This is a genomic window from Arthrobacter sp. Hb9-2, from assembly GCF_059091165.1.
The window spans coordinates 95,601-119,070 of sequence record NZ_JBNHGJ010000006.1 but is presented as its reverse complement, the minus strand read 5'-3'; the positions used below and the strand labels follow the sequence as shown (position 1 = coordinate 119,070).

At 65.6% G+C, this 23,470-nt stretch carries 15 protein-coding genes; 9 read left to right on the top strand and 6 right to left on the bottom strand.

From position 1 onward, the window contains the following. Positions 1-7 precede the first annotated feature (7 nt). A complete protein-coding gene (gene hemL, locus AC5RV1_RS05885) occupies positions 8-1,339 on the top strand; it encodes a glutamate-1-semialdehyde 2,1-aminomutase (protein ID WP_493946663.1) in 1,332 nt (443 codons plus the stop codon). A gap of 109 nt (positions 1,340-1,448) precedes the next feature. On the opposite strand, the gene AC5RV1_RS05880 is transcribed toward hemL, so the two are convergent. From AC5RV1_RS05880 to AC5RV1_RS05865, 4 genes are all read right to left on the bottom strand, one after another. After that, the gene (locus AC5RV1_RS05880; RefSeq protein WP_163162219.1) at positions 1,449-2,186 is read right to left on the bottom strand and encodes an amino acid ABC transporter ATP-binding protein; all 738 of its coding nucleotides are present in this window, start codon (positions 2,184-2,186) and stop codon (positions 1,449-1,451) included. Next, the gene (locus AC5RV1_RS05875; protein WP_430225825.1) at positions 2,183-2,947 is read right to left on the bottom strand and encodes an amino acid ABC transporter permease; all 765 of its coding nucleotides are present in this window, start codon (positions 2,945-2,947) and stop codon (positions 2,183-2,185) included. The genes AC5RV1_RS05880 and AC5RV1_RS05875 overlap by 4 nt, the downstream gene beginning before the upstream one ends. Before the next feature lie 16 nt (positions 2,948-2,963). After that, positions 2,964-3,899, bottom strand: a complete 936-nt coding sequence (locus tag AC5RV1_RS05870) for an ABC transporter substrate-binding protein (protein WP_163162223.1) — start codon at positions 3,897-3,899, stop codon at positions 2,964-2,966. Between the two features lie 329 nt (positions 3,900-4,228). Then, entirely contained in the window at positions 4,229-4,939 is a 711-nt protein-coding gene (locus AC5RV1_RS05865; protein WP_493993857.1) for a 3'-5' exonuclease, read from the bottom strand. A 64-nt stretch (positions 4,940-5,003) separates the two neighbouring features. Here AC5RV1_RS05865 and AC5RV1_RS05860 point away from each other — a divergent pair, with 64 nt between their 5' ends. The 3 genes from AC5RV1_RS05860 to AC5RV1_RS05850 all read left to right on the top strand — a co-directional run bounded on the left by AC5RV1_RS05860 (position 5,004) and on the right by AC5RV1_RS05850 (position 12,264). After that, the gene (locus AC5RV1_RS05860) at positions 5,004-5,420 is read left to right on the top strand and encodes an MGMT family protein (protein WP_493993856.1); all 417 of its coding nucleotides are present in this window, start codon (positions 5,004-5,006) and stop codon (positions 5,418-5,420) included. A 92-nt stretch (positions 5,421-5,512) separates the two neighbouring features. After that, complete coding sequence (locus AC5RV1_RS05855) at positions 5,513-8,770, top strand: ATP-dependent helicase (protein WP_493993874.1); 3,258 nt, start codon at positions 5,513-5,515, stop codon at positions 8,768-8,770. Beyond that, the gene (locus AC5RV1_RS05850) at positions 8,767-12,264 is read left to right on the top strand and encodes an ATP-dependent helicase (protein WP_493993855.1); all 3,498 of its coding nucleotides are present in this window, start codon (positions 8,767-8,769) and stop codon (positions 12,262-12,264) included. Before AC5RV1_RS05855 ends, AC5RV1_RS05850 begins: the two co-directional genes overlap by 4 nt. Here AC5RV1_RS05850 and AC5RV1_RS05845 read toward each other — a convergent pair. After that, a complete protein-coding gene (locus AC5RV1_RS05845) occupies positions 12,251-13,531 on the bottom strand; it encodes a macrolide 2'-phosphotransferase (protein WP_493993854.1) in 1,281 nt (426 codons plus the stop codon). The genes AC5RV1_RS05850 and AC5RV1_RS05845 overlap by 14 nt on opposite strands. A gap of 151 nt (positions 13,532-13,682) precedes the next feature. On the opposite strand from AC5RV1_RS05845, the gene nudC reads away from it, so the two are divergent. Genes nudC through AC5RV1_RS05830 form a run of 3 tightly spaced genes read left to right on the top strand, consistent with a single transcriptional unit; the run spans position 13,683 to position 17,503 of the window. Next, a complete protein-coding gene (nudC, locus tag AC5RV1_RS05840) occupies positions 13,683-14,705 on the top strand; it encodes an NAD(+) diphosphatase (RefSeq protein ID WP_493993853.1) in 1,023 nt (340 codons plus the stop codon). 57 nt (positions 14,706-14,762) lie between these two features. After that, entirely contained in the window at positions 14,763-16,895 is a 2,133-nt protein-coding gene (locus AC5RV1_RS05835; RefSeq protein WP_493993852.1) for an ATP-dependent DNA helicase UvrD2, read from the top strand. After that, positions 16,892-17,503 (top strand): M48 family metallopeptidase, encoded by a 612-nt coding sequence (locus AC5RV1_RS05830; RefSeq protein ID WP_493993851.1) that lies wholly within the window; start codon positions 16,892-16,894, stop codon positions 17,501-17,503. Before AC5RV1_RS05835 ends, AC5RV1_RS05830 begins: the two co-directional genes overlap by 4 nt. A gap of 6 nt (positions 17,504-17,509) precedes the next feature. Here the strand turns inward: AC5RV1_RS05830 and AC5RV1_RS05825 are convergent, their stop codons facing one another. Then, the gene (locus tag AC5RV1_RS05825; protein WP_493993850.1) at positions 17,510-18,955 is read right to left on the bottom strand and encodes a zinc-dependent metalloprotease; all 1,446 of its coding nucleotides are present in this window, start codon (positions 18,953-18,955) and stop codon (positions 17,510-17,512) included. A 135-nt stretch (positions 18,956-19,090) separates the two neighbouring features. Here AC5RV1_RS05825 and AC5RV1_RS05820 point away from each other — a divergent pair, with 135 nt between their 5' ends. Both AC5RV1_RS05820 and AC5RV1_RS05815 read left to right on the top strand, forming a co-directional pair. Then, the gene (locus AC5RV1_RS05820; RefSeq protein ID WP_493993849.1) at positions 19,091-20,305 is read left to right on the top strand and encodes a YlbL family protein; all 1,215 of its coding nucleotides are present in this window, start codon (positions 19,091-19,093) and stop codon (positions 20,303-20,305) included. Positions 20,306-20,455: 150 nt separating this feature from the next. Then, positions 20,456-23,431, top strand: coding sequence for a UPF0182 family membrane protein (locus AC5RV1_RS05815; RefSeq protein WP_493993873.1), 2,976 nt, complete (start codon positions 20,456-20,458; stop codon positions 23,429-23,431). Positions 23,432-23,470 lie beyond the last annotated feature (39 nt).

The following is a 23,470-nucleotide window of genomic DNA, read 5'->3' as shown; positions in this document are numbered from 1 at the left end:
GGGAACCATGACTTCCAGCAATCCTCGCAACGAGGCACTTTTCGACCGCGCCCGCCAGCTCATGCCGGGCGGAGTCAACTCTCCTGTGAGGGCCTTCGGGTCCGTAGGCGGGACTCCGCGCTTTATGGTCTCCGCCCAAGGCCCGTACCTGACGGACGCCGACGGCAAGGAATACGTGGACCTGGTCTGCTCCTGGGGCCCGGCGTTGCTGGGCCACGCACACCCGGCCGTGCTGGAGGCAGTTCACGCTGCCGTGGACCGCGGCCTTTCCTTTGGCGCCTCCACACCTGACGAGGCGAACCTGGCGGCGATCGTCCAGGAACGTGTGCCGGCGGTGGAGCGGCTCCGGATGGTCTCCACCGGCACCGAAGCAACCATGACGGCCGTCCGCCTGGCCCGCGGCTTCACCGGCCGGAACCTGATCATTAAGTTCGCAGGCTGCTATCACGGGCATCTGGACAGCCTCCTGGCGTCGGCTGGTTCGGGCGTGGCAACGCTCGCCCTGCCAGGCTCGGCCGGTGTCACCGAGGCCACCACTGCCGAAACCCTGGTGCTGCCGTACAACGACCTCACCGCCGTGAAGGAAGCGTTTGCCGCCCACGGACCCAGCATCGCCGCCGTCATCACCGAAGCGGCGCCGGCCAACATGGGCGTGGTAACGCCCGAGGACGGCTTCAACCTTGGCCTGTCCCGCATCACCCGCGAACACGGGGCGCTGCTCATCGTGGACGAGGTGCTCACCGGGTTCCGCACCGGTTACTCGGGGTACTGGGGCCTCACCGGCGGCGCGCCGGACGCCGCTGAACCGTGGACGCCGGACCTGCTCACCTTCGGCAAGGTCATCGGCGGGGGAATGCCGACGGCGGCCCTCGGCGGACGTGCCGACATCATGGACCATCTTGCCCCCACCGGTCCGGTGTACCAGGCCGGGACGCTCTCCGGGAACCCGGTGGCGATGGCTGCGGGTGTTGCAACCCTGACGCATGCCACCCGGGACGTCTACTCCTTCATTGACGTCCGCTCGCTGGAGCTCTCCTCGGCCCTGTCCACTGCCCTGGACGCCGCAGGGGTGGACCATTCGATCCAGTTCGCGGGGAACCTTTTCTCGGTGGCGTTCGGCACCTCGACCAACGGTGTGCACAACTACGCCGACGCCCAGGCGCAGGAGAGCTTCCGCTACGCGCCGTTCTTCCACTCGATGCTGGAGTCGGGCGTCTACCTGCCGCCGTCGGTGTTCGAGGCCTGGTTCCTGTCCGCCGCGCACGACGACACAGCTATGAACCGCATCTTCGATGCGCTTCCGGCCGCAGCAAAGGCGGCAGCAGCCGCACAAGGCTAGTTCCGCCGTCGGGCGTGTTGTCTCTCGAAGGACATCCCGGCACCCACACACAAAGAAATCCCCGGCTGCTTTTGCAACCGGGGATTTCTTTGTGTGCCTGGGCCAGGAGCTACAGAACGTCCGAGAGGAAGTTCTTCAGGCGGTCCGTGGCGGGGTCACTGAAGATCTGCTGCGGAGGACCGGATTCCACCACAACGCCGGCGTCCATAAACGTCACCGTGTCCGAGACGTTGCGGGAGAAGCCCATCTCGTGGGTTACCACCACCATGGTCATACCGCCCTTCGCGAGGTCCGTCATGAGCGCCAGGACGCCCTTGACGAGCTCGGGATCCAGAGCGGACGTAGCCTCGTCAAAAAACATGACTTCCGGCTTCATGGCAAGTGCCCGCGCTATCGCCACGCGCTGCTGCTGGCCTCCGGAGAGGTTTGCCGGGCGGGCGTCGGCCTTGTGCTTCAGGCCCACCAGGTCCAGCTGCTCCAGGGCTTCGGCGCGGGCCTGTTCCTGCGGCAGCTTACGCAGCTTCCTCAGGGCCAGGGACACGTTGTCCACCACCGTTTTGTGCGGGAACAGGTTGAACTGCTGGAACACCATGCCGATCCGCTGCCGGAGCTCGTCAGGGTTGTCCTTCAGGACCGAACGGCCATCCAGGAGGATGTCGCCCTGATCGGGCTCGATCAGCCGGTTCATTACACGCAGCAGTGTGGACTTACCGGACCCCGAAGGGCCGATGACCGAGGCGGTGGTTCCCTTCTCCACGTGCAGGTCAATGCCGCGGAGAACGTGGTTGTGCCCGAACGATAGGTGCAGGTTCTTGCCGGTCAGGGTTCCGGACGCGAATTCCGTCATGCGTGTGCCCCCTTGCCGATAGGTGCTGCCAGCTCATCCGGTTCCTTCTTTTCCGGCTTCCCGGTACGGAGCCGGTTGTCGATGAAGTTCACGAAGTGGGTCAGCGGAACGGTCAGGATCAGGTACAGCACCCCTGCGGCCACCAGCGGAGAGAGGTTGCCGGTGTTGGCCATGGCGTCATTTCCGATCCGGAAAATCTCCCGGTCCGAGGCAGCCAGGCCAAGCATGAACACCAGCGAGGAATCCTTTAACAGCGAGATGAACTGGTTCACCAGTGCGGGAAGGACCCGGCGGATGCCCTGCGGCACCACCACCAGGCGCATGGAACTGCCGTAGCTGAAGCCCAGCGCCCGGGATGCCTCCAACTGCCCCTTCTCCACGCTCTGGATGCCCGATCGGAAGATTTCGCCGATGTAAGCTGCCGCTATGAGCGTCAAGGCCAGGATGCCCAGGGGGTAAGGGTTCCGGGACCCGGTGATTTCCCGGGCGATCGGACTGAGCCCGATACCGATGACCAGGATCACCAGGATGGCGGGGAGCCCACGGAAGATATCGGTGTAGATGCGCGCCACCCAGCGGGCCCCGGCGTTGCGGGAAATCCCCATCATGGCCAGCGCCAGCCCCAGCAGGGAACCTAAGACGCCGGAGGCCACAGCCAGTATCAGGGTGTTGGGCAAACCGACCATAAGCAGGGCGGGAATGACCTTAGCCATTTCCTCCCAGTTGAAGAAGGTGTCAGCCAGCTGATCCAAGAGATCCATGGACGTTGCGGCTCAATCAGCTCTGGGGAACCGTGGCGGCCTTGCTGCCCGGCTTCCAGTCGCTCGGCATCTCGCGGTCCGGGTACCACTCCTTGGTCAGCTTGGACCAGGTTCCGTCAGCGATAACGGCGTCCAGGCCGGAATTCAGCGCGTCGATCAGCGGCTGGTTGTCCTTGGCCACGGCGTAGGCAGTGAAGTTCTGGGTGTTGACGACGGACTCGGCGATGACGGTGCCGTCGCCTTCCTTCACCTGGCCGGTGGCCTGCTGGGACGGGGCGACCCAGGCGTCCACCTGGCCGTTGCGCACGTTGGCGTACACGGTGGCGTAATCCGGGAAACGGATGGGCTCAAGCTTCAACGTGTTGGTGACATAGTCGTCCTGGACGGTGCCCTGGACGACGCCGATGCGGAGGTCGCCGGTGAGGTCGGCGAAGCCCTTGACGTCGCTGTCGGTCTTCGCAACGACGGCCATGAAGCCGAAGTCGTAGCCGTTGGTGAAACCGACGTTCTGGCGGCGGGCGTCCGTGGTGGAGATGGAGGAGGAGCCGACGTCGAACTGCTTGGTCTGCACCTGGGAAAGGAGTGCCGAGAAGTCCGTGGCAACGAATTCGACCTCAAGGCCGAGCTTGCCGGCAATGGCGCGCAGCAGTTCGTTGTCGTAGCCGGTGAACTTGCCCGAGGGGTCAATGAAGATGTTCGGCGGGGCGTCCGAGAGGGTGCCCACCTCGAGCTTGCCTTCAGTGTTGAGGCCGAGCTTGGTCTTGTCGATCTGATCGATCGGCGTGACGTCGGCGGTGGTGTACTTGTCCAGCGTCTGCTGGTCACTGCCGGCGAGGGCATCCGTGGGCGTTCCGGTGGGCTCGGCAGATCCTGAGCCGCATGCTGCGAGGGAAACCGCGAGGGCGAGTGCCACGGGAGCGGTTGTGAGCCACTTCATCGCTTTGATTTTCATCAGGTTGTCACTTTCATTGAGTCATAAGTCAACCGGGCCGCAAGGCTGCGCTGGTGGCGCCTGGCACCTGCCCGGTGCTGGTCAAGCAAGCCAGGGCAGGGGTGACCGCAAAACTTTATTGTCTCACTTTGGCGATTCTGGTCCGGATTGTGAAGAAGCGCGGATGAGACGGGACCTCTGGCGAACAAAATTCGGCCTCGCGCTGATTCGCCTGCCCAGCTGGAGCTTGGTAGGGCCGTGACGGCGAATCCTCGCTGCCCAAAAGCAAGCTGCCTTATGAAGCGATATGACTGTGAAATATATCTCGGAGCGGCAGGGTGACCGGAGGGCTAGAAGCCGCCGGCACTGGCATCCTGCGGGGGCAGCACGGGCCAGTCGCCTTCGATCACGGCTGCTGGCTTCGTCTTGCGGAGGTAGCCCTGGAAGTCCGCAGCCTGGCTCACGGCCCAGTCCACCTGAAGCTGGTGCAGCTGGCTGGCAGGCATGCTCAGTTTCGGGAACTTTCCAGCCATGGCATCCAGGACCTTCAGGGTAGCCAGGGCGTCAGCGGCCGACGTATGGGCATTGTCCAGGACCACGCCGTACTCTTCGCACAATGCAGTCAGGGTTCGCTTGCCCTTGCGGTATCGGTCCACCTGCTTGTTCATGATGTAGGGGTCCAGGACCGGAAAGCGCGTCAGTTGCGGGACCCCATAGCGGGCCGACTCGGCTGCGAGCACGGTGAAATCGTAGCTCGCGTTGAACGCGATGACCGGCGTACCGTCATCGAAAAGCCCTTGCAGCACTGCCGCGAGCTCCTTCGTCACCTCGTGGGCGGGCCTGCCCTCGCGCCTGGCTTGTTCAGTGGTGATGCCGTGCACATCACTGGCTTCGGTGGGTATTTCAACCCCTGGATCGGCCAGCCACTCATGCTCGCTGATGACCTCACCCTTGTGGTCCACCACAGTGACTGACGCCGTGACTATCCGGGCGGCACGCGAGTTGCGGCCGGTGGTTTCGAGGTCGAAGGCTGCTCGGGGAAGGGTGTTCCAGGTGCTCATACGTCCACGCTAACGGCGGCCACCGACAATTCCCGGGAGCGCCACTGCAGCTAATATTGGATCAATGCGGATTGAGTATGTGGAGGCGGTACTGGCCATCGTGAGGCTGGTTCCGGCCGGGGCCGCAGTGTCGTACGGGGACGTCGCCGAACTGCTGGGATCAGGCGGGCCCAGACAGATCGGTTCAGTCATGAGCCACTACGGCAGCGGCGTTCCCTGGTGGCGGATCCTCAAGGCAAGCGGACACGCTCCGGAGGGACACGAAGTGAAAGCCCTCGGCCACTACCTAAAGGAAGGAACGCCCCTCACAGGCGACCACGAAACCTACCTGCGGACGGGGGAGGGCTCCTGGCGGGTGGACCTTTCCGCAGCACGCTGGGCGCCGACACCTGAAGATTTTGGGCAGATCGACGCTGTCTCCGGGGAGTTGGAGCGTCGGCTCCATAAATTGTCGGTGGCTGATGATGGAATGTCCGGGTGACAGTAACAGTTCCCTTCACAGGTCCCCGCGACGAGTACCGGCAGGTATCAGCAGCTGGTCTCGAAGCCGAATTCGGTACAGCAGCCGGAGCATTGCACGATGGCGGGAGCGGGCACCCAGGCCAGACCGGCTCTCCGGGCCTCAAACTGCTGCCGCCGCGGCGGATCCATGCCGAAGCCCCGTCGCTGACCTCCGATCAGCAGGCCGCTGTGGACGTGCCCCAAGGGGCCGGGCCTGTCCTGGTACCGGGGGCGCCGGGCACGGGAAAAACCACTGTCTTGATCGAAGCCGCGGTCACGCGGGTGCTGCGGGACGGAATTGACCCCGAGCGGATGCTCATCCTGGCCCCGACCCGCCTCGCGGCCGATTCCCTCCGCGACCGGTTTACGGCCCGGCTGGACAGAAGCCTCAGCACGACGCCAGCCCGGACCTGGGCCTCCTACGCCTTTGATGTTCTTCGGCGCGCCAAGGCCGAAGGGGTGCTGCCCCTCTCAAGGCCGCCGCGCCTCCTGTCCGGGCCGGAGCAGGACCTCATCATCAAGGAACTCCTCGAAGGCCACCGCCTGCCAGGGCTGGAGCTGCCCTGGCCTGACGATCTTGCGGGAGCCTTGGAGACGCGCGGCTTCCGGCAGGAAGTACGGCAGCTGTTCGACCGTGTTATCGAGTCCGGCCTGACCGCCGCGGACCTCGCCCACCTGGGCCGCCAGTGCGACCGGCCTGACTGGATTGCCGCCGCCGGGTTGTACGCAGAGTACCGTGACGTCCTGGACCTCAGGATGCCAGAGGCCTTTGATCCCGCGGGGATCATTACCGCGGCACGCCAGATTTTCCAGGACGTCCCGGAATTCCTGGCTGCCGAACGCGAGCGCTTGCAGGTGGTTGTTGTTGATGACGTGCAGGAGGCAAACCCTGCCGTCTTTGAGCTTCTGGCGGACATCGCCCGCGGGACGGACTGCTTCATTGCCTTCTCCCCGGACACCGTCGTCCAGGGCTTCCGGGGAGCGCGCCCGGATCTGGTGGCCGAACTGCCGCGCCTGCTGTCGCCGCACGCCCCCGCCCTGGAGCGGCCCCTGCGATACGCACACCGGCACACGCAGGCGCTGGCAGACGCATGGCTGGGGGTTGCCGCACGTATATCGCAGCGTGCCGGCGGGCAGTTGGCAAGGCAACTCGAGCAGCCGGCAGGGCACCGGGCGCAGGGAGTGGTGGAAGCCCATCTCGTGCCGTCAGCCGTGCATGAACTTCGGTATGTGGCCCAGCGCATCCTGGACCAGCACATCAACCACGGGCGGGACCTGGCCGAGATCGCGGTGATCGTGCGCAACGGAGGGCAGGTCAGCGAGCTGCAGCGTTACCTGTCCGGCCAGGGGATCCCGGTCCGCGTGCCTGTGGCCGAGTCGGCTGTCCGGGACGAGGTGGCGGTACGGCCCCTGCTCGACGCATTCGCCGTCGCCCTTGACCCCAGCCAGCTGACACCTGAAACAGCTGTATCCCTTTTGACCTCACGCATCGGCGGTGCCACGTCCATCGAGCTGCGCCGGCTTCGGCAGTCGCTGAGGCGCGAGGAACTCCTGGGCGGCGGAGGCCGCACCAGTGATGCCTTGCTCGTCGAGGCCCTGCTCGAACCCGGGGCCCTATCCTCCCTCGGCATGGAGGGCCGTGCGGCGCGGCGCACGGCAGGCATGATCCAGGCAGGACGGAAAGCTGCCTTCGAACCGGGTGCCAACGCCGAGTCCGTGTTGTGGGCCCTTTGGAATTCCACTGGTCTTTCCACTGCCTGGACGGAGACCGCTTTGTCCGGCGGGCCGCACGGTGCCCGCGCGGACCGCGACCTCGACGCCATGATGGCGCTTTTCCACACGGCCGAACGGTACGTAGACCAGATGCCCGGTGCCGGTCCGGAGCAGTTCCTTGAGTACCTGCTGAACCAGGAGCTCCCCATGGACACGCTGGCCGCCCGCGCCCAGTTGGACGACGCCGTCGAACTGATGACTCCCGCCAGCGCAGCAGGGCGGGAATGGCCTGTGGTCCTGGTGGCCGGGCTCCAGGAAGGCGTATGGCCGAACACGCGGCTGCGCGGTGAACTCCTGGGCAGCACCCTCTACGCCGATGCTGTTGAGCATGGAGCGCCTTACGCGCTGCAGCGGGATCCGCTGAGCCGTTTGCGGGACATCCGGTATGACGAACTACGGAGCTTCTCCACGGCGGTGTCAAGGGCACGGGAGCTCCTAATTTGTACTGCCGTCTCCTCAGAGGACGATCAGCCGTCCTCCTTCCTGGATTATGTCTCACCTCCCAGCCCGGGCCAGGCGGGCCGGGAATTCACCCCGGTGGAGCGTCCCATGACCCTGCGTGCCCTGGTTGCCGAACTGCGGCAATATGCCCAGCTGGATGGAAGGCATGAGGCTGAGGCGGAGGAAGCGGTTAGGGTCCTTGCCCGGCTCGCGGCTGCCGAGCCTCCCGTGGCCGGCGCGCATCCCGGAAGCTGGTGGGGGCTGCCACAGCTGACCTCGTCCGATCCCGTGGTTCCCCCCGGCGGAACAGTGTTTGTGTCGCCGTCGAAAGTTGAGACGGTCCAGAAGTCGCCGCTCGACTGGTTCGTACAGGCCGCAGGCGGCGAGGCGGCCACCGATTTCGCGAGGAGCCTGGGCACGCTGGTCCACGCCATCGCGCAGGAACTGCCGGATGCGTCAGGAGCAGAGTACGTCGCGGAACTGGTGCGCCGCTGGCCCGCGCTGGGGATGAAGGACAACTGGGAGGGGAGACTGGATTTCCAGCGCGCGGAGGCCATGGTCCGCAAGCTTGCCCAGTATGTGCTGGTCATGAGGAGCGAAGGCCGGAGCCTGCTGGGGGTCGAGCAGGACTTCGAGGTGGCGCTCCCGGACGTGGCTGTGGACGACGGTACGGCCCGCGCGGCAGTCCTCCGCGGCCAGGTGGACCGCCTGGAAATCGACAGTGAGGGCAGGCTGGTCATCGTGGACCTCAAGACAGGAAAACGCCAGCCGGGTAAAGCGGAACTCTCCGCGCATCCGCAGCTCGGCGCCTACCAGGCCGCAGTGCTCGCCGGCGGATTCAGCGAAAGTCCCGGCGGGGGTAACCCTGCCGTTCCCGGCGGTGCAGTACTTGCCCAACTTGGAACTGGAACAAAAAATCCAGGCATCCAGCAGCAGGATCCGCTTGACCCCCAGGAGAACTGGGCTTTGGACATGGTGAAGGAGGCCGCCACTGTGATGGCCGGCAGCGAATTCCTGGCACGGCATGATCCAGCGAAGGGAAGCCATGGCGGACACGGCTGCAGGCTCCCCGAAGTATGTCCGTTGTGCGTACGGGGAAGGCAGGTCACCGAATGAGCGTGGAAGCAGCGGTGGCCGCACTCAACGTCCCCGAAGCCCGGTTCACGCCGGAAGAACTCTCCCTGCTGCTGGGCGAAAAGAACGTGCCCACGCGGGAGCAGTCGGACATCATCAGTTCGCCGCTGACTCCGCGGCTGGTCATTGCAGGCGCCGGATCGGGCAAGACCGCCACCATGGCGGATCGCGTCGTCTGGCTGGTGGCCAACGGCTGGGTCCGGCCGGAGGAAGTCCTCGGGGTGACGTTCACCCGCAAGGCAGCAGGGGAGCTTGCATCCCGGATCCGGGTGAAGCTGGCCGCCCTGCAACGGCTGGCCGGCCAGGACACGGCGCAGCGGCTGTTCCCGGCACAGCTGGTCAGCAGCGATTCCCTCGAGCCCAAGGTGTCCACTTACCACTCCTTTGCCAGCGGCATCGTGTCGGACTATGGACTGCGGCTTGGCGTGGAGCGGGACGTGGTCCTCCTCGGTGGAGCGCAGGCGTGGCAGCTGGCCAGTGAAGTGGTGGAGGCCTACGACGGCGAGTACGCCCACTTCAAGTCTGCAAAGTCCACCCTGGTGAAGGCGGTTATCCAGCTGGCCGGGGAATGCGCGGAGCACCTCCAGGAGCCCGAGGACGTGGAAGCCTGGCTGATGGCAAGGCTGTCCGAATTCGAATCCCTGCCGTACCAGGCGGGCAAAAAGAAGAACCCACCCCAGGCTGCGGCCGAGCTTGCCGGGATGCTGCGGACCAGGGCCAGCGTGGCGGACATGGTGGGCCGGTACGCAGCGGCGAAGCGGTCACGGGGTGCCCTTGACTTCGGAGACCTTGTGGCGCTCGCCGCCAAGGTGGCGCAGGAAGTTCCGTTGGCCGCACACATGGAACGGCAGCGGTACAAAGTGGTGCTGCTCGACGAATTCCAGGACACCTCCTATGCCCAGTTGGTGCTGTTCTCCCGGCTCTTCGGAGGCGGACATGCGGTGACCGCAGTGGGCGACCCCAACCAGTCCATCTACGGTTTCCGCGGAGCCTCGGCCGGGCAGCTTTTCCACTTTGTCCGGGAATTCCCAGTCACCGGCGGTCCTGCCGACGACGGAAAATGGGCTCCTGCCCCCACCTCCTACCTGACAACGGCCTGGCGGAACGGCCGGGCAATCCTCTCGGCAGCCAACGTAATGTCCGAGTCCCTGGGCAAGGCAGCAGCCCAGCGGGGACCGGCCGGCGGGGGAGGGGCGGCACCCGGGGACGTGCCTCCGCTGCAGCCCAGCCCGGGTGCAGTTGAGGGAACGGTGGTGCTGGGGCGCTTCGGCACAGATGTCGATGAAGCGTCCGCAATCGCAGAGGACGTTTTGAAGTACCGGGTGACGGACTTTGAGCTCAAACCCGACGGAACCCCCGTACCGCCTGCCCTTGCCGTCCTCTGCCGCCGCCGCGCGCAGATGGAGACCATCCGGCGCCAGTTTGAAGCCAGGGGAATCCCGTATGAGATTGTCGGACTTGGCGGGCTCCTGGATACCCCCGAGATCGTGGACCTCGTGGCTACGCTGCGTGTGCTTGCCGACCCCGGACGCTCCGACTCGCTGATGCGCCTCCTGGCAGGTGCCCGCTGGCGCATCGGCCCGGCCGACCTGATGGCGCTGCGCGACTGGTCCAGTCAGCTCGCGCGCCGGCGCGGACACGTCGCCGAACGGTCCCTTGACGGGCAGCCGGACGACCCCACCAATGGCACGGTCCTCGAGAGCGATCTGACTGACGGTGCCAGCCTGGTGGAAGCCCTGGACTGGCTGCCCCGGGAGGGCTGGACGTCCGCCAACGGCAGGTCGCTCACCCCCGGTGCCCGCAGCCGGCTTGCCCGGCTGTCGTCTGAACTGCGGCAACTCCGAAGCTACCTCGGGGATGACCTCACCACCTTGCTGGGCGAGGTTGAGCGGGCCATGCTGCTGGATATCGAAGTGGCCGCGCGGCCAGGCATCAGCATCCATCAAGCCCGCCGCAACCTTGACGCCTTCCAGGACGCCGCCGCAGGGTTCCTGCGCACCTCCCAGCGTGTGGACATCCTCGCGTTCCTGTCCTGGTTGGAAGCTGCCGCTGCTGAGGAAAACGGGTTGGAAGCGCCGGCCAGTGACGTGAACCGGGAGGCTGTGCAACTGCTGACAGTCCATGCATCGAAGGGCCTTGAATGGGATGTGGTTTTTGTCCCCGGGCTCAATGCGGGAGCCTTCCCCAGCGACAGGGACTCCCGGTGGAGCAGTGGCTCGGCTGCCCTGCCCTGGCCGCTCCGGGGTGACCGTGCCGACCTTCCCCAGTGGGACCTCGACCAGCCGGACCAGAAGGGCTGGCTGGACGCCGAAAAGGACTTCAAGTCCGCTGTCCAGGCCCACGGGGAGTCAGAGGAACGCCGCCTCGCCTACGTGGCCTACACCAGGGCCAAGCACGTCCTCTGGGCGTCCAGTCCTGCGTGGGTCGGGTCCCGGGCGGGGCGTGCTGAGATGTCACCGTTCCTTTCCGGGCTCGAGGCACTCACCAAAGTGTCCGGGGGTGGGCCGCGGCCTCCTGCGACAGTCCATCCGGGGTCACTGGAGGAAGAGGTTCTTCCCGAAAAGAGCCCGCTCACCCTTGAAGCAGAAGTTGCCAACTGGCCGTACGACCCCCTTGAGGGGCCCGTGGATCCGCGCACCGGGAAACGCCTGCGCCTTTCGCGCGGACGGCGGCAGGCAATGGAGACAGCTGCTGCCAGGGTTCTTGCTGCGCTGGGAATCCAGGACAGCGAAGCCCTTCCGGTTCTGCAACCACTCGAAGAACCTCCAGGGCAGGCTGGTCCGGGCAGGGAACTGACCGGGGTGGCACGGGGATGGGCCCGGGAAGCGGCGCTGCTGCTGGAACGACGCACCAGGAGGAGCGCCGGCCGGGAAGTGCACCTGCCCGGCCACATCTCCGCATCCACCCTGGTGGAACTGCGGGAGGACCCCGCCGCGGTGCTTGGCAGGCTCCGTAGGCCCGTGCCACGGGAACCGGGCATGTCAGCCCGGAAGGGAACCGCGTTCCACGAATGGGTGGAGGAGTACTTCGGTGCCGCCGGAATGCTCGACCTCGGTGAAGCTCCGGGCTCGGATGACCATATTGATGCTGCCTACGACCTTGATGCCATGGTGGCAACTTTCAAGGCCTCTCCCTGGGCGGAACGGTCGCCCGCGTTCGTTGAGGTTCCGGTAGAGACCCGGGTGGGCGACGTCGTGGTGCGTGGGCGCATTGACGCGGTCTTCCGGGACGCCGACGGCCGGTGGGACCTGGTGGACTGGAAGACCGGACGGCGGCCGTCCGCGGCCCAGCTCAGGACCAGGTCCGTGCAGCTTGCGGTGTACCGCCTTGCCTGGGCGCGGCTGAAGGAGGTGCCTCTGGAGGAAGTGCGGGCAGCCTTTTTCTACGTCGCGGACAACGAGGTTGTGCGTCCCCACGACCTCGGTACAGCCGGCGAGCTGGAGGAGATTGTGGCGGCTGCCCTCAGTTCTTCTTGACGTCCACGATGGAGATCGCGGCTGTGGAGGTGTCGTCCAATTCCTTTTTATCCTCCGCCTTGGGCTGCCCACCGTCCGCCGTCGGCCCGTTGCCCCCCGCGGGGTCCTCTGCACCAGCCTTAGCCGGGGGCTCCACCGGGATGGGAGTGATGTGGACCGCCGGCTGGACCGGGGCCGGAACCGGCAGCGGGACTACCGTAACGGGCGGCCCCGAACCCAAAGGACCGGCGTCGGCCGCCATGATCGCTGACACCTTCCCTGTGGCTGCATGGGCACCCGAGCCACCGGCCGCGGATAAGCCCGTAGCCGGCGCGCCCGCCGCTGGCTGCGGCTCCACGCTGATCGGCTGCCCGCCGTGCTCTTCGATGTCCCGGGCAAGGGTTCCGAGCATCTCTTCTGCTTCTGAAATCATGCCGGGGTCATCCGAGGCGATTCCCTTCACCAGGTACTGGGCCAGGGCGAATTCGGCGGAAAGTGCTGCCCGGCGCAGGAGGTGGTTGTCCGGGGTGTCCCTGCGGCTGGCCGTGTAGGCGCCCAGTACCGCGTCCACGAAGTCCTGCTCATTGGAGGCAACAAGCCAGGCGAAATCGTCGGCGGGATCACCGATCCTCAAGTCGGTCCAGCCGGTGACCGCCGTCACGCGCTGGCCCTCCAACAGGAGGTTGTCCTCGTGAAGGTCGCCGTGCACTACGCTCGGGTTGAAGCGCCACAGGGACACGTCTTCCATGGCATGCTCCCAGCGGAGCAGCAGGGCGGGCGGGATTTTTCCCGTGGTGGCCGCCTGGTCAAGTTCATTCAGCCGCCGCTGCCGGAACTCATTGGGGGTGTAGCTGGGCAGGTCGGCATTGCTGACCAGTGAATGGGGCAAGTCATGGATGGCGGCAAGGGCGACGCCGATCTCCCGGGCGAGGGCGTCCGGGCCTGCGGTCAGTTCCTCGACGCTGCGCGTGCTGCCGGCCAGATGCGAGTAGACGAACGTGCTTAAGGTACCCAGCCGCACGCTGCCTGCAACGGTGGGCATCAGGAAGGGCAGCTCGGCCCTGATGGCCGGGGCGAAGGCACGCAGCACGAGGAATTCCGTCTCAAGCCGGGCGCTTGCCTCGGCGTGCCGTGGTGAGCGCACGCGCCACCGCTTGCCCTCGGAATCGAGCAGCAGGGCGGAGTCGAAGTCCGCAGGGTCATCCGGGGCAGAGCTAACGGCCGTCGGGGTCAGTCCGGGGACTGCCGCGGTTGCAACGGCTGCCAGTTCAATCGGTTTTCTTCTCACCGTTCCACGGTAGATTGCGTGCAGTCCAAGACACCGGTCCAAGGACGGCGAGTCTTCAGATATAGTCCAAATCAGGGTAGGCAGGGGAGCCCGGCCACGGGGACGTGTACCCCAAATATCAATTGTCGGCCCCAGTCAGTACGGTGGACACATGAGCCACACGGAGTCTGCAACACCGGTCCACCTGGGCAAGGCGGCCCGGCTGCCGGCGAACCACCTCATGGACACGGTACTCCCGGTGCCCCCCGCGCTGGTTGACCGCGGATCCGTCGCCCGGGCGCAACCGGGAATGGTGGAGGAACTCCTCGCCAAACCAGACACGGTGGCGGTCGTCCTCTCCGGCAGGCAGGGGCTGATCCATGCCGGCGGGCTGTTCACGTCGGCGGCCCGGCCACTCCTTACGGAACTGGCCGCCGCAGGTACGGCGCCACAGCTGACGGTCTACCTTGGTTCCGCCCTGCCCGATTCGGACCTTGCGCCGGGTACCCAACTGTTGCTTTTCGTCCTGGCGGAAGCGGTGGAGCCTGGAACTGCCGGGATACCCTCTGATGCTTCGTGGGCAGGATTCCGTGACGTTGCCGCCGGGCTGAGTCCAACACATACTGCCCTTTTTGTTGAAGCCAGTGCCATTGCCAACTGGCATGCCACGCACACGCATTGTCCGCGCTGCGGTTCTCCCACGGACGTGGAAGCCGGGGGATGGGTGCGGCGCTGCCCGGCCGATTCGTCTGAACACTACCCGCGGACCGATCCCGCAATCATCGTTACCGTCGTGGGCCCGGACGGCCGGCTGCTCCTGGGCGGCGGCGGGGCCCGTGATGCCAGGAACTATTCAACCCTGGCGGGGTTCGTGGAACCGGGGGAATCCTTGGAGCAGGCAGTGGTACGGGAGATCCATGAGGAAGTGGGAGTGAGGGTTGCTGCCTGCCAATACCTTGGCTCGCAGTCCTGGCCCTTCCCGGCCTCCCTTATGCTTGGATTTACCGCCGTCACCGAAGACGCCGAGGCAACGCCCGACGGCGTGGAGGTCACCAGGGCGCGCTGGTTCAGCCGGGAGGAACTCCAGGAGGCTGTGCTCAGCGGTGAAATCACCATCTCCAGCCGGCTGTCGATTGCCCGCTCCCTGATTGAGCACTGGTACGGCGGACGGATTCAGGACCGGGTTGGCGCCTGAAGCCCTACTTATCCATCAGACTCCAGCACGCGGTAGTCGAGACGAAAAAGCAGCAAAGTGACTACAGAAAATTTTGACGGCGCAGCGTCCCTGGAGGACCGGATCCTGGGCGGCCTGGACGCCGAGCAGCGCGAGGTTGCCAGCACGCTCAACGGACCGCTGTGCGTTCTAGCCGGCGCCGGCACGGGAAAAACCCGGGCCATCACACACCGCATCGCCTATGGCGTGCACTCAGGTGTTTACACTCCCCAGCGGCTCCTGGCCGTGACCTTTACTGCCCGCGCGGCGGCAGAAATGCGCAGCCGGCTGCGGGACCTTGGCGCAGGCAACGTCCAGGCCCGGACCTTCCATGCAGCAGCCCTGCGCCAGCTGCAGTTTTTCTGGCCGCAGGCTGTCGGCGGGACGCTGCCCAACCTGCTGGACCACAAAGCCCAGATGCTCGCCGAGGCAGCCCGCCGGCTTCGATTGAGCACTGACAGGGCCTCGATCCGCGACCTCGCTTCGGAAATTGAGTGGGCCAAAGTCTCCATGCTGACGCCCGCCAACTACCTGGAAAACGCGCAGGACCGGGGAGCGCCGGGCGGTTTCGACCTCACCGCCGTCGCCCGGGTCTTCCAGTCCTACGAGGATGTTAAGACGGACCGCAATGTCATCGACTTCGAGGACGTCCTCCTGATCACGGTAGGCATCCTGCAGGAGGACGAGAAGGTTGCCGCCACCGTCCGCGAGCAGTACCGGCACTTTGTGGTGGACGAGTACCAGGACGTTTCCCCGCTGCAGCAAAGGCTCCTTGAACTATGGCTGGGAGGCAGGGACGAACTGTGCGTCGTGGGGGATGCCAGCCAGACCATCTATTCGTTCACCGGGGCCTCTCCGAAGCACCTCCTGGAATTCAAGGCCCGCTATCCGCAAGCCAACGTGGTGAAACTGATCAGGGACTACCGCTCCACGCCCCAGGTGGTAAAGCTCGCCAACGATCTCCTCGCCGGCAGGCGGAGCAGCGGAGCCGCCGCTGATGCCGCCTGGGCCGCTCCGCTCCAGCTCGTGGCCCAGCGGCCGGCCGGGCCTGCCCCCCAGTTCACCGAGTGCTCGGACGATGAAGCGGAAGCCGCCACAGTGGCGCAAAAGATCAAGGCATTGCTCGACGCCGGCACTCCAGCCAGCGAGGTGGCTGTCCTGTTCCGCACTAACGGGCAGTCCGAGGCCTATGAACAGGCTCTTGCTGCCGCCGGCATCGGCTACCAGTTGCGTGGCGGAGAGCGCTTCTTTGCCCGCAAGGAAGTACGCGATGCCATCCTCCAGCTGCGGGCAGCCACCCGGGCAGTCTCGACGGAGTCGCCGGAACCGCTGGGCCAGCTGGTCAGGGACATCGTCGCTTCCCTTGGCTATACCGAGGCAGCACCCCACAACGGCGGTGCGCTCCGTGAACGTTGGGAGTCCCTCGCGGCGCTGGTAGCCCTCGCGGACGAACTCGTCCAGACCCGGGGACCGGAGTTTGGCCTGGCCGACTTTGTGAACGAGCTCCAGGAGCGTTCGCTGGCCCAGCATGCACCCACAGTGCAGGGCGTGACCCTCGCCTCGCTGCACGCGGCCAAGGGCCTGGAATGGGACGCGGTGTTCCTGGTGGGACTAAGCGAAGGCTTGATGCCCATTTCCTTTGCAGACTCTCCGGAATCCGTGGACGAGGAGCGGCGGCTCCTCTACGTGGGGATTACCCGCGCGCGCGAACACCTCTCACTGTCCTGGTCTACGGCCAGGACTCCCGGCGGCCGGGCCAACCGCAAGCCCTCCAGGTTCCTGGACGGCCTGCGCCCGGATTCCGTTGCCGGCTCAAATATCAGGGGCAAGGGGCCCGCGCCCCGCCGCAAGGCAGCCGCCCCGGCTGTCTGCAGGGTCTGCGGCAGCATGCTGGCCACCGGTGCGGAACGCAAGGTGGGGCGGTGCAACGCCTGCCCGCCGAGCTACGAGGAACAGACCTTTGACGCCCTGCGGACCTGGCGGCGCGAGGTGGCCCTCGCCGCCGACGTTCCCGCCTTCGTGGTGTTCACCGACGCAACGCTCACGGCCATTGCCGAAGCCCGGCCGGCCTCCCTGGAAGAACTTGCGGCGCTTGCCGGAGTGGGACCGTCAAAGCTGGAACGCTACGGGGAAGACGTTCTGCGGGTCCTGGTGGAAAGCACCTCGCTGTGATCACCACCGAGGGCGGCGCCCCGGTCGAGGTGCGGCGCTCCGCCCGCCGGACCCGGACTGTCGCCGCCTTCTGGGAGAACGGGACCGCCGTGGTAGCCATTCCGGCGCGGTTCACAGCAGCCCAGGAAAAGGAATGGGTCCAGCGGATGCTGGCCAAGCTGCACCGGCAGGGGGAACGGCGGTCAGCTTCCGGCAGGAAGCGCCCTGCTTCGGACGCCGCCCTGGCTGCCCAGGCAGTCCGGCTCTCCGAGCAGTACCTCAGCGGAAAGGCCGTGCCGGCGTCGGTACGCTGGGTCAGCAACCAGAACTCACGGTGGGGTTCGGCCACCCCGGCGGACGGCACTATCCGTCTCTCGGACAAGCTCCGCCCCATGCCCCAGTGGGTCATCGATTATGTACTGCTCCATGAACTCGCCCACCTCCTGGTGGCCAGCCATAATGCGGCGTTCTGGAAGCTGCTGGCGGCCTACCCGGAGACCGGGCGGGCGAAAGCATTCCTGGAAGGGGTTTCCTTCGCAATGGCCCGCGGCCTTCCGGGCAGCGAAACGAGGGGCGGAACCGGTGCCGTCCGCCCAGGCGGGGAGCGCTGGACGGACGACGCCGACTAGACCGGCTTAGCTTTTAGGCCCGCCGTCCTGCCCATCGGCATCCGGATCCTCGGCCGGCTTCCCGTCCTGGCCGCCGTCGGCGTCTTCGTTTCCGCTGGAGGGGGAGTCGTCAAACCCGCCGCTCAGCAACTTCTGCAGGGCGTCGTCCACCTCGGTGTCGCTGGCTTCCGCCAGCTTCCGGCGTCCGCTGAACCCGCGGGGATCGTCCAAGTCCTCGGCGGTGGGCAGCAGGTCGGGGTGGTGCCAGATTGCGTCACGGCCTTCAATGCCACGTTCTTCTTTCAGCGTGGCCCACAGTGTGGCAGCATCCCGCAGCCGGCGGGGGCGCAACTCCAAACCAACCAGCGAAGCGAAGGCGTGCTCGGCCGGGCCGCCGGTGGCACGGCGGCGGCGAACGGTTTCGCGAAGAGCGCCCGCTGACGGAAGAACATTCTCGGTGGCCGCAGCAGTAAGTTCGTCCACCCATCCCTCCACCAGGGCGAGCGCCGTTTCCAGTTTCTCGAGCGCCTGGTCCTGGGCGGGCGTCCGCTGAGGCATAAATACGCCCTGCGACAAGGCTTCCTGGATGCCCTCCGGATTGCCGGGATCAAGTTCCCGCGCCAGTTCCTCAATGCGGGAGGTATCAATATGGATTCCCCGTGCGTAGGCCTCGATGGCGCCAAGCAGGTGGCCCCGCAGCCACGGAACCTGGACAAAGAGCCGGGCGTGGGCCGCTTCCCGAACAGCGAGGAAGAGCCGGATGTCGTTCTCGGGCAGGGAAAGCCCTTCGCCGAAAGCGGCGACGTTCAGGGGCAGCAGGGCCATCTCAAGATCGGCGAGGGGAACTCCAATGTCGGTGGAGCTGACCACATCCGTGGAGAGGGCGCCGATGGCCTGCCCCAGCTGCATGCCGAAAATGGCGCCGCCCATGTTCTGGAGCATGGACGAGGCTCCGCCCATCATGGACTTCATCTCCTCCGGCATCTGCTCGGTCATTGCGGAGGAGAGCGCATTGGCGATGCTGTTGGCGACCGGCTCGGTCAGCCTCTTCCAGGTGCCAAGGGTCGCCTCCACCCACTCCGCCCTGGACCAAGCGCGGCCAATCAGGCCGGTGGCAGGAAGATCCGTGACGGGGTCGAGCCACAGTTCAGCGAGCCGCAGGGCCTCGTCCACTTCGCGGGACTGCTGTGAGGTGACCGATGGATCCGCGCTGCCGGCCGCGACCCGCCGCGCATTCTCGTGGGCCAGCTTCCAGTTCACCGGGCCCTCGGACGGCGCGCTCATCATGGCCTGGACCTGGGAGAACATCTGGGCCAGGAGGTTGGGGTCGTTGGGAAGGCCGGCAGCCTTTGCGAGCTCGGCAGGGTCGAAATTCTCCATCCCCTTGCCGCCCATCAGGTTTTGCAGCATCTCTGTCAACGGGTCCTTGGGGGTGTCGTCGCCGTTGGACGGATTAAGTGGGTTGGAGGTCATGATCCCGCCGATCGTCGGTGTGACTGTTGATCAACCTTCACGGTACCCCGGTGGTGGACGGCTGTCTGCCGGAGTGCGTTACCGTTCGCTGTAGGCAAAGAACTCCGCCTGCCGGCACCGCGTAGTGTTGGTTCAGTGACTACAACCCGTGGCGGCCACCCCTCCGAGGACCACGCTGCCGAGCTCCCTTCCGATCCCTGGCACGGGGAATCAGGCGGCCCTGAAGCCGGCGCGCCAACAGGTGCCGCAGGCTCTTCGCCAGCGGCCGGCACCCCGCCGTTCCCCGGCGGTCCGCCGCGCCGGGACAGGAAAGTCTCGGCCATGATGGTGGCCGGAGTAACGGCCCTGGGACTCGGAATCGCGGTGGGCACCCTGCCGGTCCCGTACGTCGTCGAAACACCCGGCCCCACCTACAACACGCTGGGCCAGAGCCAGGGAAGCCCGGTCATCAAAGTCAGCGGCCGGGAAACCTATCCGGCAGCGGGCAACCTCGACCTGACCACCGTTTACGTGAGCGGCGGCCCGAACGGCCCAGTGAGTGTCCTGGGCGCTTTCTCCGCCTGGCTAGACCCATCAAAAGCCGTGTACCCCGAGGAATTGATCTACCCCAGCGGCACAACCAGGGAGGAGGCCGCGGAACAGAGCTCGGTGGCCATGACAACGTCCCAGGAGAATGCGGTGGCCTCGGCCCTCAACGAGCTGGACATTCCCTTTGCGCAGCAGCTTCAGGCAGCAGACCTCTCCGAGGACTCTGCTGCCGCGGGAAAAATCGAGCCGGGGGATATCCTCAAGACAATCAACGGCAAGGAGATTACCTCCCTCGCCGTCATCCAGGGGGAACTGGCAGCAGGCAAGGGCGCGGCTGCCACAGTGGTGGTGCAACGCGATGGCCAAGAGGTCACGCAGGTGATTACCCCTAAAGACAACGGTACGGGCCGCTTCATCCTGGGCGTCATGCTCAAGTACCTGTTCACGTTCCCCTTCGACGTGGAGATTTCGCTCGAAAAAGTCGGGGGCCCCAGCGCGGGACTGATGTTCTCGCTCGGCATCATCGACACAGTCACTCCGGGGGACCTCACAGGAGGAAAACACGTGGCCGGCACCGGAACCATAACCCCGGACGGTGTGGTGGGGCCCATAGGCGGCATCGGGCAGAAAATGCAGGGTGCAAGGTCCGGGGGAGCCACGCTCTTCCTCGCTCCCGCTGCCAATTGCGGGGAAGTGGTGGGCAATATTCCCGACGGTCTCCAAGTGGTCAAGGTCGAGAACCTCGCGGAGGCCCGCCGCGCCGTTGAGCTTGCCGGTTCCGGCGGGGACACATCCGGCCTGCCGGCGTGCACAAGCAACTAGACTGGGCAGGAACTAAGCATTACTGCCACTCGTGGCAATTAAGACGGACGAAACCAGCGTTTGACCGGTAAGTACGTCGCTCGCACGCACGCTTCGAATATTCTGACGACCAGCTATGAGGTACCGAGTTTGTCCCGTCCAGCCAGCACCATGTCCACAGGTAAACCCCCTTCAAGACGCGGCGCGCTGACGCCCACCCTGATCGTTGTTGCCCTGGTAGTTGTGGGCTTCATTTTCTTTGCCAACGTCTGGACCGATGTCCTCTGGTACCGGCAGCTCGGCTTTATTGAAGTGTTCGTCACCGAGAACCTGGCGCGGATCGGGATCTTCGCTGCAGGGTTCGCCATCATGTTTCTTGCGGTCTTCTACGCTATCCGCATCGCCTACCAGTCCCGGCCGGTCTACGCCCCGGACTCGGAAATCCGCGACAACCTCAACCGCTACCAGGCACAGCTGGAACCTGTCCGCCGCGTGGTTATGGTGGGCCTGCCGGTCCTGTTCGGCCTCTTCGCCGGAAGCGCCGCATCCAGCCAGTGGCAGAGGGTCCTTCTCTTCTTCAACCAGGAACCCTTCGGAAAGTCGGATCCGGAATTCAACCTGGACATCAGCTTCTACCTGATGACGCTGCCGTTCCTCGGCTTCGTGACCGGGTTCCTGATCAGCGTGGTGGTGATTGCCGGCATCGCGGGCATCCTGACCCATTACCTCTACGGCAGTATTCGGCTGATGGAACGGGGCGTCTTCACCAGCCGCGCGGCCCAGATCCACATCGCCGTAACGGGTGCCGTCTTCCTGGTCCTCCTGGGCATCAACTTCTGGCTTGACCGCTATTCGGCTGTCCAGAGCAACAGCGGACGCTGGGCCGGCGCCCTGTACACGGACGTGAACGCCGTGATTCCCACCAAGTCCATCCTGGCGGTGGCTGCAGCACTCGTCGCCATCCTGTTCATCGTGGCCGCCGTCATCGGCCGGTGGCGCCTGCCTGTGATCGGCACGGCGATGCTCGTCATCACGTCCATCCTTGCCGGCGGCGTTTACCCCTGGGTGATCCAGCAGTTCCAGGTACGCCCCTCGGAAGAGACGCTGGAAAAGGAGTTCATCCAGCGCAACATCGACAACACGCGCGCCGCCTACGGACTGGATGCCATCCAGGTGGACCGTTACGATGCCACCAACACCGCGAGCACCGGCGCGCTGGCGCCGGATGCCCAGACCACGGCAAACATCAGGCTGCTGGACCCGAACCTGATCTCGGACGCGTTCTCGCAGCTGGAACAGTACCGCCCGTACTATCGGTTCCCGGAGTCCCTCAACGTTGACCGCTATGAGGTGGACGGGCAGATCCAGGACACCGTTATCGCCGTCCGCGAGCTGAACCCCACCAACGTGCAAACAAACCAGCAGGGCTGGCTCAACCAGCACGTTGTGTACACCCACGGTTACGGCGTGGTGGCAGCCAAGGGCAACAAGTTCACCGTTGACGGCAAGCCGGAGTTCCTGCAATCAGGCATTCCCTCCACGGGTGTGCTGGGCGATGACTCCAGCTACGAACCGCGGATCTACTTCGGCGAATACTCGCCGGACTACTCAATCGTGGGTGCACCGGACGGTGCTCCGCCCCGCGAGCAGGACAGGCCGTCAGGTGAGGGCGAGACCCAGTACACCTTCGAAGGCAACGGCGGACCGAACGTAGGCACCTTCTTCAACAGGGTGCTGTACTCCATCAAGTTCCAGTCCTCGGACCTGCTGCTCTCGGACGGCGTCAACCCGGAATCGCAGATCCTGTACGAACGCAACCCACGTGAGCGCGTAGAGAAGGTGGCCCCCTACCTGACCGTGGACGGCAACGCCTACCCTGCAGTGGTTGACGGCCGGGTGAAGTGGATCGTGGACGGCTACACCACCAGCCAGTACTACCCGTACTCCCAGCAGGAGCAGCTCTCGGACGCCACCGCCGATTCGCAGACCACTTCCGGCCGTGCAGTCGCCCTGCCGAACAGCACCGTCAACTACATCCGGAACTCTGTGAAGGCCACAGTCGACGCCTACGACGGCTCGGTCACGCTGTACGCCTGGGACGATCAGGACCCGCTGCTGAAGTCCTGGCAGAAAGTGTTCCCCACGTCGCTGAAGCCTTATTCGGAAATGTCCGGCGATGTCATGAGCCACGTCCGGTACCCGGAGGACCTCTTTAAGGTCCAGCGCCAGCTGCTGGGCGAGTACCACGTGACGGACCCGTCCAGCTTCTACCAGACGAAGGACGCCTGGAGCGTGCCGAACGACCCCACGGTTGATTCGACGAACGACGTCAAGCAGCCGCCGTTCTACATGTCGCTGCAGATGCCGGACCAGGATAAGCCTGCTTTCCAGCTGACGTCGTCGTTCATTCCGCAGATCGTCAACGGGAACGCGCGTAACGTCCTCTACGGCTTCCTGGCCGCCGATTCCGATGCCGGCAACCAGGCGGGTGTGAAGGCTGAGAGTTACGGCAAGCTGCGGTTGCTGCAGATCCCGCCGGAGATCCAGGTCCCCGGCCCGGGCCAGGCGCAGAACAAGTTCAACTCTGATCCCACGGTTTCGCAGGCCCTTAACCTGCTCCGCCAGGGGGCCTCTGACGTCCTGAACGGTAATCTGCTTACGCTCCCTGTCGGTGGAGGCATCCTCTACGTCCAGCCGGTGTACCTGAAGTCCACCGGTGAGACGTCCTACCCCACGCTGCAGCGCGTCCTGGTGGCCTTCGGCGACAAGGTTGGGTTCGCCCCGACGCTTGACGAGGCGCTGAAGCAGCTCTTCGGCGGCGACTCCGGGGCGTCTGCGGGCGACTCCGGTAACAACGGCCAGACACCCACAGATCCGGCTGCTCCGACTGCACCGGGCGGAGCGGATGCCAAGGCTGAACTGCGGGCGGCGCTGGATGAGGCAAACGCTGCAATCCAGGCGGGGCAGGCGGCACTGGCTGCCGGCGACTTTGCAGCCTATGGTGAGGCGCAGAAGCGTATCTCCGCGGCCCTCCAGCGGGCCCTGGAGGCGGAGAACAAGATCCCAGTCGCCGTTCCCGAGGCAACTCCGGCTCCGGCCTCTACGGCGACACCTGAAGCCACGCCTTCGCCGTCACCCAGCAGCTGATCACCTTTTAGTCGATCACGACGGCGGCACCCGGCACCC